The organism is Photobacterium sp. DA100 (assembly GCF_029223585.1).
Classification (GTDB): Bacteria; Pseudomonadota; Gammaproteobacteria; order Enterobacterales; family Vibrionaceae; genus Photobacterium.
In genome coordinates, this window is the sequence record NZ_CP119423.1 from 3409739 (window position 1) to 3424834 (window position 15096).

Sequence of the window (15096 nt, forward strand, 5' to 3'; positions counted from 1 at the left end):
CATTCTATCTATCGGCTGCGCAGTTAAAAAATTTAATGATGAAAAAGATCGACCCCGTCAAATATGAACTCAATCCGATGAGCTTGATGTCACTGGTATTGTCGTTTGTATCACTGACAATTGTGACCACCATGATCTTCCTGCCCAAGCAAAGTAACGGCTACCGCCTGCTGCTAGGCATTGATACCTTTATCTGTCTGGTGTTCTGGTGCCAGTTGCTGGCAGACTTCTTCCGCAGCAGGGAGAAAGTGCAGTACCTCAAAACCCACTGGCTCGATTTTATCGCCAGCATTCCGATCATTGAGCAAATCCGTTTCGCCCGGCTGCTGCAAATCTTCAGGGTGATCCGCCTGATCCGCTCCAGCCATCAGATATTGAGCCAAATCCGCAGCAACCGCCGTGAGGCGACCGTCGCCAGTATTTTCCTGCTGTTAACCGTGCTGGTTTCTGTTGGCTCTGCCCTGATGCTGATCCTCGAAGGCAATGTCCCCGAGTCCAACATCAAAGATGCCAGCGATGCCCTGTGGTGGGTTTTCGTCACGATTTCAACCGTCGGCTATGGTGACCATTATCCGGTCACGCTGCTGGGCAAGGTACTGGCAGCGGTCATTATTATCTGTGGCGTCGGCTTGTTTGGTATGGTGGCCGGTCTGGTCAGTGCGATCATTTCCGATCCCGAGCACACCAAAGAGCTGGACGATGTCCGCCATGAACAGGAATGGCAAGCGATGCTGGCCAACCAGCAGCGCTTGATCGAGCGCCTTGAGGCCATCGAAAAGAAGCTGGAGCAGAAGTAACGGCTAAAAAAACACCCGGCGTATCGCCGGGTATTTTTGGGGATGGGGCTTACGGCCAGTACGGGATTAATTCAATCCCCATTTGCCGGGTCTGATCCATGGCATGGATCAGGGACTCTTCCTTGCGCTGCAGCCATTTCTCTATCTGGCTTCGGTCCTCCTCATCCTCCTGTTGATCCAGCAGCTGACGGATAGGTTCGAGATGGCGCAGGTCCTCAATCCCCTGCAACAAATCAAGCCAAGGCATCCGGAAGGCCAGCCGTTTCTCTTCTTCATACAGAGAAGCAAAACTCAGACCGCTCATCAGATTGCGGATCAAACGCGGCTGCTGATCCAGGTAGTCGACCCGATTGAGCTGGCGCTCGGCCGGAAAGACATCCAGCAGCTCCTGCCAGGATCGTGCCAGCATATTATCGGCAAATCCTTTAACCGGCTCGGCCAGGCGCGCCCGTGACTTATCATCGAGGAATGGCTGCCACCCCCGGCTTAACAGCCAGCGACTCAAATCAAGCAGCAAGCCACAATAGCGGGCTGAGCTGATCAGCAGCAGCATTTCGTTGTCATCAGGCAGATCGGCCTCAATGGCTTCAAGCTGCTTGACCAGCTGCTTGCGTGCATTGAGCTTTTTCAGGGCGTGGCCCTTTTCTGCCAACAAGTAATCTAAACCCGCAGCATCGCCCAACCAGTCCAATTCGCCTTCCAGCCACTGTAGCTCCTGGCGCAGCAGGGCACTGGCCCGGCGCGGGATCATACCGCCGAACGTCACCAGAGTCTGGCGGATCAAGCCCAGCGCCTGCTGGATTTGCCCCAATGCCGCCGGCTCTTGCCGCTCAGCAAAAATTTGCTCGTGGTAATGCCAGTGCTCCAGGGCATGCTCGAGAGTTTTGACGAACACGGTTTCTACCGACTCATGGCCGTCGAGCTCAACCGGTGCCAGCATCGTTACCTGATCGCCCTGATAGCCCGCAGCCAGGCGGTAGCCCCGAGCGGCCTTGCTTAGGTTGCCCAAGCGCATACCGCCATCGGCACACAATTCACGCGCCAGGGTAAACAAGGCTTCGGTCTGACCGGATTTCAGTTCGAGCTCCACCTCACAGATCGGTGACGTTTCACCATTGGCGCTGACTTCGCCCTGATCAAACGCCAGCTCGACCTGACTGCCGTCAGGCATGGCGACCAACCATTGCTGTCGGACAAAATCCGTAGAGAATAGCGGCATCAGTTGCTGCTGGGTGCGCTCGACATCAAAGCCTTCCGGCCAGGCATCAGCTGGATGCAGGAAAAGATCGGGATCAGTGCTTTTGGTTTCGGCATTGTACTCCGGACGCTGGTGCAATCCGGCAACCACACGGCCTGCGGTTTTCAATGTTTGGACAAATACATCATCAAAACGACGGACCCTAAGGCCGATATCGTACTGGCGAAGAATTTGGTCTGGGGTGTCGAAGTAGACGTTGCCTAACTCACGACGACTTTGCTGCAGAACTTTCGCTTCAGCGATTTTTTTCAGTAACTGGCTCGAAAATTCTGGTGAGACGAAAAACTTCAGTTCTATCTCAGTTTCCATAGTTCTACCTATAAACAGTGGCAAACCAAGGATATTGGCAATTGCACTCCGGGGCAAGCACGAAATATAAACAAAACCTTGATCGAAATTAGTTCCCCTATACTTACTTATGCGTTACCATGCGCGCCTTAATGACCATCGCACAAGAATTAGCCATTTAAGGCACTTTCTAGGTTATTCGGCTATGCCAGTAAATACTATTATGGGGCTATTTGCTAAGTCCCCAATCAAACCCTTGCAACGTCACGTTACCCGTGTAAATGAATGTTGCGAACTACTTGTCCCTTTCTTCGAAGCCTGTAAGGCGGGTGATTGGGAGCAGGCGGCTGTCCTGCGCGAGCAGATCTCCCAGCTTGAAAAAGATGCGGATGTGCTCAAGCGTGAGATCCGTCTGAAGCTACCTCGTGGCCTTTTCATGCCAGTCGATCGTACTGACATGCTAAGCCTGCTGACCCAGCAAGATAAGCTTGCCAACCTGTCGAAAGACATTGCAGGCCGCGTCTTGGGTCGCCAGCTCCAAATCCCTTCCGAAATGTATCCTGACTTTATTGCCTACGTTCAACGTTGTCTTGACGCCGCCAATCAGGCGAACCGTGTGATCAACGAACTGGACGAGCTACTTGAAACAGGCTTTAAAGGCAGAGAAGTGACGCTCGTGGCAGAGATGATCAACCAGCTTGATGTTATCGAAGACGATACAGACAGCATGCAGATCAAACTTCGTCAACAGCTCATGTCCATCGAAGACCAACACAGTCCGGTGGATATCATGTTCCTTTACAAGATTCTCGAGTGGGTTGGCGCTATTGCTGATCAGGCACAGCGTGTCGGCTCGCGTCTTGAAATCATGCTATCGCGTTCATAAGCGAAAGACTGTAACAAAAACAAGGTTTTACAATGGAAATCCTGGCTAACTACGGCACCATAATTATTTTGGTGGCGGCTTTCTTTGGTTTTTTGATGGCTATTGGTATTGGTGCAAACGATGTTGCCAACGCCATGGGCACCTCGGTTGGTTCAAAAGCACTGACCGTTAAACAAGCAATCATCATTGCGATGATTTTCGAGTTTGCAGGTGCTTACCTAGCCGGTGGTGAAGTAACCGACACTATCCGTAAAGGAGTGATCGAGACATCCCACTATGCTGCCAACCCGGAAATTTTGGTGTACGGCATGATGTCAGCCCTGCTGGCTGCGGGTACCTGGCTACTGGTTGCGTCCTACATGGGCTGGCCGGTATCAACAACCCACTCCATCATTGGTGCCATCATCGGTTTTGCCTGTGTTTCAGTCGGTACTGAAGCCGTTGACTGGAGCTCGGTACAAGGTATCGTCGGCAGTTGGATCATCACGCCGTTTATTTCAGGTTTGTTCGCTTACGGTATTTTCGTCAGCGCCCAACGCCTGATTTTCGATACGGATAACCCACTGGTCAACGCAAAGCGTTTTGTCCCTGTCTACATGTTCATTACCACGATAGTCATCGCACTAGTGACTATCAAAAAGGGCTTGAAGCACGTAGGCCTTCACCTGTCCAGCGGCGAGGCGTGGATTGCTTCCGTTGTCGTGTCACTGATTGTAATGGTGTTTGGTTACATTTATATTAACCGCAAGTATACAGATGACGGCTCTTCTGTTGATAGCAACGGTTATGCCGGTGTAGAGCGTATTTTCAGCCTACTCATGGTGGTTACAGCTTGTGCGATGGCTTTTGCCCACGGCTCAAACGACGTAGCCAATGCTATCGGTCCTCTATCTGCCGTTGTCTCTACTGTTGAGCATATGGGTGAGATCACGTCGAAAAGCGCAATTGCTTGGTGGATCCTGCCTTTGGGTGGCTTTGGTATCGTTGTGGGTCTGGCAACACTTGGCCACAAGGTAATGGCAACCGTTGGTACCGGTATTACCGAACTAACACCTAGCCGTGGCTTTGCCGCTCAGCTGGCAACGGCCTCTACCGTAGTATTGGCTTCTGGTACTGGTCTACCTATCTCAACCACCCAAACACTGGTTGGTGCAGTATTGGGCGTAGGTTTTGCCCGCGGTATCGCCGCACTGAACCTTGGCGTGGTACGTAACATTGTTGCCTCTTGGGTGGTAACCCTACCTGCAGGTGCCCTGCTGGCAGTCATTTTCTTCTACGTAATGCAAGCGGTGTTTGGTTAAACACCGTCAAAGCGGGCTCAAGATCAAAAGAGGGAGGCGATGCCTCCCTCTTTTCTTGCACCCGGCCCACAAAATTCTTAGACTTTGCCTCTTAGAGAAAAAACAGGCTCTCCCCCAAGGAATCAAATTGTGAAGCAGCTAATCAGCTTACTATTACTCGCTTGTGCCATGGTGACCATGCCTGCACAGGCTCAAACTCGGTATATCTCCGACAACCTATTCACCTACATGCACAACGGTCCAAGCACACAGTTCCGTATCATGGGCAGTGTGAATGCCGGCACCAAAGTCGAGCTACTGGAAACTAACCGTGATACCGGTTTTAGCAAAATTCGCGATAACCGCGGCCGCACCGGCTGGGTCAACTCTGATTTTGTTTCAACACAAGTGGGTTTGAAGGTACGTTTTCCGGCCCTAGAAAAAGAGCTGACCGAAGTAAAGGCCCAGCTTGAAGAAGCGCTGGAATCAAGCGATGAGAAAACCGCTAGCCTGCAAACGTCACTCAAGCTTCGCAACGACCAGATTTCTGATCTGGAAACACAAAACAGCCAACTGAACGAGCAACTAATGACGTCACAAGCGGAAATCCGCGAGCTACGTGCCCGCCTGGATACCCAAAAAGACGACTTGTTGATGCGCTGGTTCACCTACGGCGGTATGGTTGCCGGCGGCGGTTTGCTGTTTGGCCTGATCCTGCCGCACCTTATCCCGCGCCGTCGCAAGCGCAACAACGGCTGGGCATAACCCCCGGTAGTCTCTAGCAGGGTCAAAAAAAGGCAGCTTGGCTGCCTTTTTTATTTCCGGTCCAATCGCGGCGGACTACCACTCCGACAGCGCCGGCATGGAGACCAGATAAGACTCAAAATCGAAGACCACCGCTCGCGGCTCGATCCGTCGCAGCACCACCCCCGGAGCAATCTCATCTCCTTCATAGGCCTCACTGCCATTAACCTTCACCCACCGGCTATCCGCCGACGAAGAGTAAATATGGGTCTGGAAGTTCAGGCTCGGTATCCTGTTTTGGACCGAGGCCGGCAAGTCGCCAATCGAAACGGCACTTAGCGGCGCCTGCGGCTCCGGCATTGACGGCAAACGTTCTTCCTGCAGCAGCTGCGGCAGGGTCTCGCCCTCTCCTGTTGCAGCTATCGCGGCCCGAAGCTGGTTCGCCAGTTGTGGTGACAGCTCCGAATAGTCAAGCGCTTCCAGATCCCAACTATCATCAACCGAACTCCCCGACTTACGCGCTGAACTATTAACCGGCAGCTCAACCGATGCAGGCAATGGAGCCGGCTCGCTGTCCCAGCCATTTGGTACACTGCCAGCCCGAACCGGGACGGATGCCGTTTGGGGGGATCGTGCGCGGTATGGCTGTCCCTGTTGGCTAGGGAGAGGCTCGGCATAAAGCTGCGGGTAATCGAGTTTCTCAATGCCTTGCGGAAACTTCGGCACCTCAATCTCGGCGGCCGGTTCAAGGACTGGTGCCGGTCCCCCTTCCGCAGCCGGAACGGATACCCGACTCCAGGTCACCTCCGACGCAACAGCAACCTGATGTTCGGGTGCCTGTGGCTGAGGCACCTTGTGCGGTTCCGTTTGCTGTTGCTGGAAGAACAAATACCCCAGCATCCCAATGACCGGCAGGGCAAAACCGACGCCCGGCAGCAGCCAAGGGGTGGCGGGTTTAGCTGCCGGCCCCGAGCGGAAAGCCCCTACCGATGGCGGAGTTGCCGGGGTGCGCTGGGCATCCGACTGGGCCAGAGCAGATAATAACTTCGACATTAACTTTTCTCCGGTTGCAGGGTCGGGCCCGGTAAATTCAGGGCTGAATCAATCACCATCAGGGTGCGTGGCCCGGCGATCCCATCCACCGATAAATCCTGTGCGCGCTGGAAACGACGCAGTTTGTTGAGCAGAGCCTGCTCGAAAGTATCCTGGTTCTCAGGCATGACCCCAAGCAACTGACTTAGCTGGCGGTCGAGCCACTGTACCCTTGGCCCCTGCTGGCCATAACGGATAGCACTGTTATCGCCCAGAGGCGGCCGCCATAGCAAGGTATACTCCCCGCTCCAGCGCTGGGATAACCATTTCGGGCTCACGGCAAAACGCTGGCCGGCCAATAACAGTTCAACCCGCTCCTGGCCAATCGCATACAAGGTGGCAAAATATGCCTCCCCTCCCGGCTCAGAGAGAGCGACAATCGCCGGGCGGTTGATCAGTGCCAGTTGCTCTAGTGTGCCACTGCCGCTAAAGCAACTCAGCTGGACCCGTCGACCGGACTCACAATTGGCCTGGTTGAGCTGGGTGCTATATCCCCACAGGCTATATAACGTTTGCATCGCCAGTCGCTCGGAGCCCGCCTGCTTAACAACCTGTTGCCACTGCTCTTGAGGAGAGAGCTGTTGCGGGGGAGCCTGCACTGTCGGCGCAGCTTGAGTAACCGTTGGAGACGCAGAAACAGCCTGGCGGGCAGCGGTTGGCTCCTCAGCCCTTGCGACAGGCGCCGAATTATGGGCCGGAACTTGCTTAGCAATGGCAGGCTCAGAAGGTAAGGAAGGAAGGCCAAACGACGCCCCTATCCCTGACCAGTACCCCAGACCAGCAGCCGTAAGCACCCCAGCCGCCAGCGCCGCGACCAACGGCTTACGCGAAGCGGGAGAGGCCTCGGAGGCACCAGGCGCAGTGTAATGCGGCAGCTGCCAGCTCAAGACATCATTACAAGCACGCTCGACCAATTCCTTGTTCAGCTGGTGGGTTGATTGTTGGTGGGCCAATTGCATCGACTTATCACACACCAAATTGATAAGCCGGGGGATCCCACCGGTTGCCCTGGCAATCTGCTTGGTCTGGGCCGGAGGAAAAACCTCATGCAGGCAGTCTACCGCCTGCAACCGGTAATGGATGTACTCCCGCACCTCGTCTTCCGTCAGCGGCAGCAAGTGATAACGGGAGGTGATGCGCTGAGCAAGCTGGCGCAACCGATCTTGCTGCAGCAGCTGCTGCAGCTCAGGCTGGCCAACCAGCACCACCTTGAGCAACTTAATGCTGTCGGTTTCGAGGTTGGTCAGCAGACGCAGCTGCTCAAGCACCTCCGGCAACAGGTGCTGGGCTTCGTCAATCAGCAACAGCGTCTGGCGGCCTTCCCGGTGGTTAGCCAGCAGGTGCTGGTAGATCCCATCGGTCAGAATTTTGATCGTGGCCCCTTCGCTATAGTCAATGCCGAGCTCATCGCACAGGCTGGCAAGCAGCTCCAGGGTGGACAGCGACGGGTTCATAATCAGCGCGACCTGGGTTTCCTGAGGCAGGCGTGACACCAACGCCCGCAGCACCGTCGTTTTTCCGGTACCAACCTCTCCGGTCAATAACCCGAAGCCGCCCCCTCCATTGAGGCTAGACAACATATGGGTCAGCGCCTCGCGGTGACGCTCACTCAGATAAAGAAAGCGTGCGCTAGGCACAATGGAAAACGGTGGCTCGGTGATGCCAAAAAAGTCCTTGTACATGCCATGTGTTCTCTTTTTGTTGGCCTGGAAGGGGAAAGCCCTTAAGTTACCTGTCCCTTAACTGAATGTATAGCCCCTCAGCTCAAGCCTGACAAGCCGCTAACCATCAAACCTCGGCCTTGCTCAAGCCATTCGTGGGACCCGGCAAGGTTTGGTATAATCGACAGACAACAGCCTGCAGGCCGAGCGACAAAAGGATAAAAAAGTGCAAACGTATTTAGTAGGCGGAGCTGTCCGTGATGCCCTGCTTGGGTTGCCCGTGAAAGATAAAGACTGGGTCGTTGTCGGGGCGACCCCCGAGCAAATGCTCACCCAAGGTTACAGCCAGGTCGGCAGTGACTTCCCGGTTTTCCTGCACCCGAAAACCAAACAAGAGTATGCGCTTGCCCGTACCGAACGAAAATCAGGCCAGGGCTATACCGGGTTCACCTGCTACTCGGCACCGGATGTGACCCTCGAGCAGGATCTGATGCGCCGAGATCTGACAATCAATGCTATCGCCCAAGCCGACGACGGTAGCCTTATTGATCCCTACCAAGGCCAACGCGATCTCGAGCTCCGCCAACTGCGCCATGTCTCCCCGGCTTTTGTCGAAGATCCATTGCGTGTCCTGCGCGTGGCTCGCTTTGCCGCCCGCTTTGCCCATCTTGGTTTTACCGTCGCCCCCGAAACCATGGCGCTGATGCAGGATATGGTGGTTGCCGGTGAACTCTCTGCACTGACACCCGAACGAGTCTGGATCGAGTGGGAGAAGTCACTGCAGTCGGACAGCCCCGAGATCTTCCTAAAAGTACTGCGCCAGTGCGGCGCCCTTGCGGTGATCATGCCGGAGCTCAACGCCCTGTTCGGTGTTCCCCAGCCGGAGAAATGGCACCCGGAAATTGACTGTGGCATCCACACCCTGCTGGTAGCCGAGCAGGCGGCGAAGCTCAGTACGTCAACAGTGATCCGCTTTGCCGCCCAGGTCCATGATCTCGGTAAGGCCCTGACTCCGAAGGAAGAACTCCCAAGCCACAAGATGCACTGCCGCACCGGGCTCGATGCCATACGCGATCTGTGCCGGCGCCTGAGAGTACCCAACGAGTACCGTGACATTGCCCTCGTGGTCTGTGCCCAGCACACCAAGATCCACCATGCCGCCGCGCTGCGCCCTGCCACCTTCATCAATATCTTCGACCAAATCGATGCCTGGCGAAAACCGGAGCGCGTCGCCCAGCTGGCCACTTGCTGCCGGGCTGATGTCCGTGGCCGAACCGGGTTCGAAAATGATCCCTACCCGCAGGCCGATATCTTCGAAGGTACCTTTGCCGCCGCCCAGTCTGTCGACGTCAAACCTATCGTCGAGGCCGGATTCAAAGGTAAGGAAATCAAAGAGCAACTGGCCCTAAGACGTGCAGAAGCCGTCGCCGTCGCCCTCACCCACCTTCGCTAGCCGCAGCACCGGCTTCATTGCCCAATCGAGTAGGAGGAGGCCTCACGGCCTCCGTCCTCTCACACCACCGTACAAGCGTGGGTCGCATACGGCGGTTCCGAATATATTTTCAGTGACTCATACCCATCTCTCAATGAGTACATGCCCATCTCCTTGAACCGTTTCGTTGGCATGGCCTGATTGAGCTGCGGCGATAAAGCCAGATGCCACCATCCTTTCTCTGACATCGCTAGCTTCCAAGCATTGCGCTCGTTTACGCCTTCTTGGCGTAACCATATCGCTATGCTGTGTCTGCGTTTTCGCTGCTTGAGTCGGTAGCACCGTAAGCGCCGTCTTATCCATTCATCCAAGCGCTGCATCGCGCTTTTCCGCATGGCGAGCTTGAAGTAGTGTTGCCAACCTCTTAGATATTGAGTTAGTTCGACTATTACTGTCTTCAACTCTCGTCCTCGATTCCGCTTCGTTATTTGACGCACTCGCTTCTTCATGTGAGTTTGTGCTGTCTTCGAGATATGGATACTTCCATCTCGTTGGAAGCGATGGCCTAAGTAAGTCCGCTCTGTCACTCTTGTTGCTGCACTCTTCTCCCGGTTGACCGTGAGTTTCAGTTTCTGCTCCAAGAACTCCGTTATCGAGGCTTTTACTCGATTTGCGGCTTCCTCACTGTGCACGTAGATTTGGCAGTCGTCTGCATATCGGCAGAACTTATGCCCTCTTCGTTCAAGCTCTTTATCCAACTCATCTAATACGATATTTGATAGCAGCGGAGATAATGGGCCACCCTGTGGTGTCCCTCGTTGCCTCTGCTCGACTAACCCGTTTCGCATTATGCCTGCCTGTAGGTATGACCTGATCAGCTTCAGTACCCGTTTATCTGTGATATCTTTCGATAACCTGTGCATCAGCCTATCGTGGTTCACAGTATCGAAGTATTTCGCTAGGTCAACATCGACTACATAACCCCGCCCCTCCCTGATGTAGTGGCTTGCTGCCGCCAGAGCATGGTGGGCACTACGGTTGGGCCTGAACCCGTAACTGCTGTTGGAGAACTTAGGTTCGTAGATATCTGTCAGGACTGATGTGATGGCCTGCTGGACGATCCTATCAAGTACCGTTGGGATACCTAGCTGCCTCACTCCCCCACTAGGTTTAGGGATTTCTACACCCAAGACGGGTTGGGGTTGATAGCTACCGTCCAGAAGGCTCTGGCGGAGCGCTTGCCCATTGGAAGACTGCCGAAGCACCGAGATAGTGGCTGCTATGTCGAGTTTATCAACCCCAGCACATCCCTTGTTCTTCTTTACTCTTCTCAGGGCTTGGTTCAGATTCGTTGATGAACAGATCTGCTCCATCAACTGAGTGGAGGTCACCAAGACTCGTCCTCCTGTCTACGCCAAACATGCTTGTCATTCTTCGTGGCCATGAGCGTCACTTGCGGTGTTGCCCATTGGTACGTAGAGATATTGTTCATCTTGCTATGACTCCACATGATTGAGTGTCTAATGACTGCTTCTTGATATATTCAGTTCCGGCCTTCCCTTGGGTTGTACTTCCCCAAGGTACTATGCCTTCTGCTGACTTCTTATTAACCGTCACGCAGCATCACTGCTGCACTAGTCTCGTCCGAGACAGCTAATAAGATCTCCCGAGGTAAGACGTTGTTCTTTCCCTTGGTTGTGCCTGATTTACCCGTACACACTTCCCGTCGAGGCATTGGGCTATTCTATATATGGCTAGGTTACCCAAGTTGTACTGGCCTACTATCAGATTTCTGTTCGTCACAACCAAGTTTTGCCGTTTGCTTCCTTCAGATCCCACCTCACGGTGGGCACCCTTGCATAGGCTAACGGTTCTCGCTCGACTGAGCCCGTAGAGGACTTTCACCTCCTAGAACAACGCCATGCTCGGCGCACCAAAAAAAGCCCGGCGCATTATGGCCGGGCTTTCTGTATCAATCCGATGAAAAGGGACTACTGGGTGAGCAGAAACGCCATCAGGCCAGCGCCAAGCAACAGGCGGTATACCACAAAAGGTAGCATCCCCAGACGCGTCACCAGCTTGAGGAACGCGTGAATACAGGCATAAGCGCTGACAAAAGAGACCGCGATACCAATGGTCAGGGCCTCAATCTGGATCGGTGCCCCACTGGCCACCAGCTTCATCCCCAGGTAACCACCAGCCAGCAGAATGATCGGGATCGACATCAGGAACGAGAAACGCGCTGCGGCTTCTCGAGTAAAGCCCAAGTACAGCGCCGCGGTCATGGTGGCACCGGAACGCGAGGTCCCCGGGATCATTGCCGCCGCCTGGGCGAGGCCAATAAACAACGAGCGCTTCCAGTCCGCCTGATACTCATCATCTTTCTGCATGGCACGCACATCCACCCACCACAGCAGCAAGCCGAAGAAAATCGTGGTACAAGCAATGACCCATGCCGAGCGCAGGTAGATCTCGATGATGTCTTTCATGAACAGGCCAAAAATACACGCCGGGATCGTCGCCAGCACGATCATCCACGCCAGCTTGGACTCGGCACTGTGCTCTTTCTTGAAAATGGAGCTGAACCACGCCGATAGCAGGGCAACCACCTCCTTGCGGAAATACCAGATCACCGCAGCCAGCGTTCCGACATGGACGGCAACATCAAACGCCAACCCCTGATCATCCCAGCCCAAAATAGCGGAAGGCAAAATCAAATGAGCAGAGCTCGATATCGGCAGAAACTCCGTCAGCCCCTGGATCAGGGCCAGCATAAAGGCTTCAAAATAACTCATAACAATCCCTAAACAACAAAATGATGCTCAACAGGCCAAAGTGCCTGTTCAAAACGAGAAGCTTGCCAAAGCTCGGTTACCGTACGGCCATCACCGGGGATCTCCCGATGTGGGCACAACTCCATCAAGGGCTGCAACACGAAGGCAAACTTGTAAATATCGCTGCGAGGTAGCACCGGATAGCTCTCCTGCACGGTATCCCCGTAGAGGAGAATATCCAGGTCCAGGGTACGGCTCTGATTTTTTGCGGCATCTGGCGCGCGGCCATGCTGCAGCTCAAGCTGCTTCAGCGCCTGCCAAAGTGTATCTAATGACAAAGACGTTTCGATGACAGCAACACAATTAAAAAAGTTCGGCCCGCTAAACCCCACCGGCTCGGCTTCATAAATGGTCGAAACCTGCATGCCCGAGCCCAGCGAGCTCAAACCGGCCAGGCCCGCCGCAAGGTGGCGTTCACGGTCGATGTTTGAGCCAAGGCTGATGTAGACCGTGGTCACTTGCTTCCCCGCTCAATCACAACCCCCACACCGCGGGCATTGGCAACCGCACCCGGCTTGGTCACCCGTACCTTGATCCACGGTACCGAGAACTGCGTCATGATCAGGTTAGCGATCTCTTCAGCAACGCGCTCTACCAGCAAGAAGCGACCCGTTTGAATATGCTGCGTCACGGCATCGCTCACCGCCGCATAATCCAAGGCATAGGCGACATCATCGCTTTGTGCCGCAGGACGATTATCGTGAGCCATTTCCAAATCAAGCACCAGTTTCTGCTTGATTTCCTGTTCCCAGTCATACACACCAATGGTGGCGATGACTTCTAGATGTTCGATAAATACTGAATCCATGTTCAATCGCTAATATTGTTAGAGGTCGGATACCTAATTTGAGCAAAAACGCGTATTATCAGGTCGTAATCGTCTATATACTATGATCTTGATTTATATGATCATCGTGTTGCCTATCCGGCGTTGGTTGAGCACTATATCATATGCTGGCCCATGCATCATGGCCGGCGATAGATTAAATCAGCGCCCTCTGGCCGCTTGCTACAGGACCTTGCATGACACCACTTGTACTCATGATCATTATCGGCGCCTATTTACTGGGTTCAATTTCCAGTGCCGTCCTGATCTGCCGCCTGTACGGCCTGCCGGATCCGCGCGAGAATGGCTCGGGCAACCCGGGGGCGACCAATGTCCTTCGCCTGGGCGGACGCGGGGCGGCGGCCAGTGTACTGGTGTGCGATATCCTCAAGGGCATGCTACCGGTCTGGCTGAGCTACTTTATCGGCATCAACCCATTTATGCTGGGTTTCATCGGTATTGCCGCCTGCCTCGGGCACATCTACCCTATCTTTTTCCATTTCCGCGGCGGCAAAGGTGTCGCGACCGCGTTGGGCGCATTGGCCCCCATTGGCTGGGACCTTAGCGGCCTGCTGATCAGCACATGGTTACTCACTGTGTTAATCACCGGCTACTCCTCTCTCGGATCCATGGTTACCGCTCTGGCCGCACCATTGTTTACTTGGTGGGTCAAACCGGAGTACACCATGCCGGTAGCCATGCTGTCATGCCTGATCGTCTTCCGCCACCACGACAACGTTCGCCGCTTGCTCGAAGGGCAAGAAAGCAAAATCTGGAATAAACTCCAGCGCAGAAACAAAACAACCCCGCCACAAGACTGATATCCAGCCTGTCACGGGGTTGCTTACTCATTGTGCCAAAACTGCCACTCTATAGACAGTGGGCTTTATTCGCCTTTGATCGGCTTGAGCTGATCGATGGGCCAACGCGGATAGGCTTTCACGCCCAAGTCCATCGTTTCTTGGTTTTTCAGACGCTGCATGCCAGCGAAGGCTATCATCGCCCCGTTATCTGTACAGAATTCAGTACGCGGGTAGAACACCTCGCCGCCCATCTTCGTCATCATCGCTTCCAGCTGCTCACGCAGGTGCTTATTGGCACTCACGCCGCCGGCAATCACCAAGCGCTTGAAGCCCGTCTGCTTGAGGGCGCGCTTACACTTGATCGCCAAGGTATCCACCACCGCTTCCTGGAACGCGTAGGCAATATCGGCACGGGTCTGCTCGCTATCATCATTGTCGCGGATCGTGTTAGCAGCAAATGTCTTCAGGCCCGAGAAGCTGAAATCCAGCCCAGGGCGATCAGTCATCGGGCGCGGGAACGTAAAGCGCCCTGCCGTGCCCTTTTCGGCCAAGCGTGACAATAGCGGACCACCTGGATAATCCAAGCCCATCAGCTTGGCGGTTTTATCGAATGCCTCGCCGGCCGCATCATCAATCGATTCGCCGAGGATCTGGTATTCGCCAATGCCTTTCACTTCCACCATCATGGTGTGACCGCCGGACACCAGTAAGGCCACAAACGGAAACTGAGGCGGGTTGTCTTCCAGCATCGGGGCCAGCAGGTGGCCTTCCATATGGTGTACTGCAACCGCAGGTAGATCCCAGGCATACGCCAGGCTGCGGCCAATAGTTGCACCAACCAGCAGTGCGCCGACCAGACCAGGGCCCGCGGTATATGCCACGCCATCCAAATCTGCGGGCGTCAAGCCGGCATTGTTAAGCGCTTCCTTGATGAGCGGAATCGTCTTCTTCACATGGTCACGCGACGCCAGCTCCGGCACCACACCGCCGTAGTCGGCATGCAGTTTTACCTGGCTGTAAAGTTCATGTGCCAATAGGCCTTTTTCATCATCGAAAATAGCCACGCCTGTTTCGTCACAGGAGGTTTCGATGCCCAGTATACGCATAACAACCTCTATACTTATGGTAATTGGGGGCCATACTACCGCCCTTGACAGAAATTAACCAGTTCGGGGTTGCAGAATGCTTTACAAAT

At 54.4% G+C, this 15096-nt stretch carries 14 protein-coding genes; 6 read left to right on the top strand and 8 right to left on the bottom strand.

The window, feature by feature from the left end; translation table 11 throughout:
* Nucleotides 1-38: 38 nt before the first annotated feature.
* The gene (locus tag PTW35_RS15500; protein WP_281027529.1) at nt 39-797 is read left to right on the top strand and encodes a potassium channel family protein; all 759 of its coding nucleotides are present in this window, start codon (nt 39-41) and stop codon (nt 795-797) included.
* A gap of 49 nt (nt 798-846) precedes the next feature.
* Here the strand turns inward: PTW35_RS15500 and PTW35_RS15505 are convergent, their stop codons facing one another.
* Nucleotides 847-2364, bottom strand: a complete 1518-nt coding sequence (locus PTW35_RS15505) for an inorganic triphosphatase (RefSeq protein ID WP_281025751.1) — start codon at nt 2362-2364, stop codon at nt 847-849.
* A 184-nt stretch (nt 2365-2548) separates the two neighbouring features.
* On the opposite strand from PTW35_RS15505, the gene PTW35_RS15510 reads away from it, so the two are divergent.
* From PTW35_RS15510 to PTW35_RS15520, 3 genes are all read left to right on the top strand, one after another.
* Complete coding sequence (locus tag PTW35_RS15510) at nt 2549-3229, top strand: TIGR00153 family protein (protein WP_281025752.1); 681 nt, start codon at nt 2549-2551, stop codon at nt 3227-3229.
* Nucleotides 3230-3261: 32 nt separating this feature from the next.
* Nucleotides 3262-4530: an inorganic phosphate transporter gene (locus PTW35_RS15515; RefSeq protein ID WP_281025753.1), complete on the top strand. Its 1269-nt coding sequence runs from the start codon at nt 3262-3264 to the stop codon at nt 4528-4530.
* Between the two features lie 129 nt (nt 4531-4659).
* Nucleotides 4660-5274: a TIGR04211 family SH3 domain-containing protein gene (locus PTW35_RS15520; protein ID WP_281025754.1), complete on the top strand. Its 615-nt coding sequence runs from the start codon at nt 4660-4662 to the stop codon at nt 5272-5274.
* A 75-nt stretch (nt 5275-5349) separates the two neighbouring features.
* Here PTW35_RS15520 and PTW35_RS15525 read toward each other — a convergent pair whose 3' ends face one another.
* The gene (locus PTW35_RS15525; protein ID WP_281025755.1) at nt 5350-6306 is read right to left on the bottom strand and encodes a general secretion pathway protein GspB; all 957 of its coding nucleotides are present in this window, start codon (nt 6304-6306) and stop codon (nt 5350-5352) included.
* A complete protein-coding gene (locus PTW35_RS15530; RefSeq protein ID WP_281025756.1) occupies nt 6306-8027 on the bottom strand; it encodes an AAA family ATPase in 1722 nt (573 codons plus the stop codon). Before PTW35_RS15530 ends, PTW35_RS15525 begins: the two co-directional genes overlap by 1 nt.
* 205 nt (nt 8028-8232) lie before the next feature.
* Here PTW35_RS15530 and PTW35_RS15535 point away from each other — a divergent pair, with 205 nt between their 5' ends.
* Complete coding sequence (locus PTW35_RS15535) at nt 8233-9459, top strand: multifunctional CCA addition/repair protein (RefSeq protein WP_281025757.1); 1227 nt, start codon at nt 8233-8235, stop codon at nt 9457-9459.
* Nucleotides 9460-9518: 59 nt separating this feature from the next.
* Here PTW35_RS15535 and ltrA read toward each other — a convergent pair whose 3' ends face one another.
* The 4 genes from ltrA to folB form a co-directional block, all read right to left on the bottom strand.
* The gene (gene ltrA / locus PTW35_RS15540) at nt 9519-10811 is read right to left on the bottom strand and encodes a group II intron reverse transcriptase/maturase (RefSeq protein ID WP_348637735.1); all 1293 of its coding nucleotides are present in this window, start codon (nt 10809-10811) and stop codon (nt 9519-9521) included.
* A 618-nt stretch (nt 10812-11429) separates the two neighbouring features.
* Complete coding sequence (locus PTW35_RS15545) at nt 11430-12233, bottom strand: undecaprenyl-diphosphate phosphatase (protein WP_281025758.1); 804 nt, start codon at nt 12231-12233, stop codon at nt 11430-11432.
* 8 nt (nt 12234-12241) lie between these two features.
* On the bottom strand, nt 12242-12730 hold the full coding sequence (gene folK, locus PTW35_RS15550; protein WP_281025759.1) for a 2-amino-4-hydroxy-6-hydroxymethyldihydropteridine diphosphokinase: 489 nt from the start codon (nt 12728-12730) through the stop codon (nt 12242-12244).
* On the bottom strand, nt 12727-13080 hold the full coding sequence (gene folB, locus PTW35_RS15555; protein ID WP_044624273.1) for a dihydroneopterin aldolase: 354 nt from the start codon (nt 13078-13080) through the stop codon (nt 12727-12729). The genes folK and folB overlap by 4 nt, the downstream gene beginning before the upstream one ends.
* 215 nt (nt 13081-13295) lie before the next feature.
* Between folB and plsY the strand changes: the two genes are divergently transcribed.
* On the top strand, nt 13296-13919 hold the full coding sequence (gene plsY, locus PTW35_RS15560; RefSeq protein ID WP_281025760.1) for a glycerol-3-phosphate 1-O-acyltransferase PlsY: 624 nt from the start codon (nt 13296-13298) through the stop codon (nt 13917-13919).
* A gap of 65 nt (nt 13920-13984) precedes the next feature.
* Here plsY and tsaD read toward each other — a convergent pair whose 3' ends face one another.
* Nucleotides 13985-15007: a tRNA (adenosine(37)-N6)-threonylcarbamoyltransferase complex transferase subunit TsaD gene (gene tsaD, locus PTW35_RS15565; RefSeq protein ID WP_281025761.1), complete on the bottom strand. Its 1023-nt coding sequence runs from the start codon at nt 15005-15007 to the stop codon at nt 13985-13987.
* Nucleotides 15008-15096: the final 89 nt, after the last annotated feature.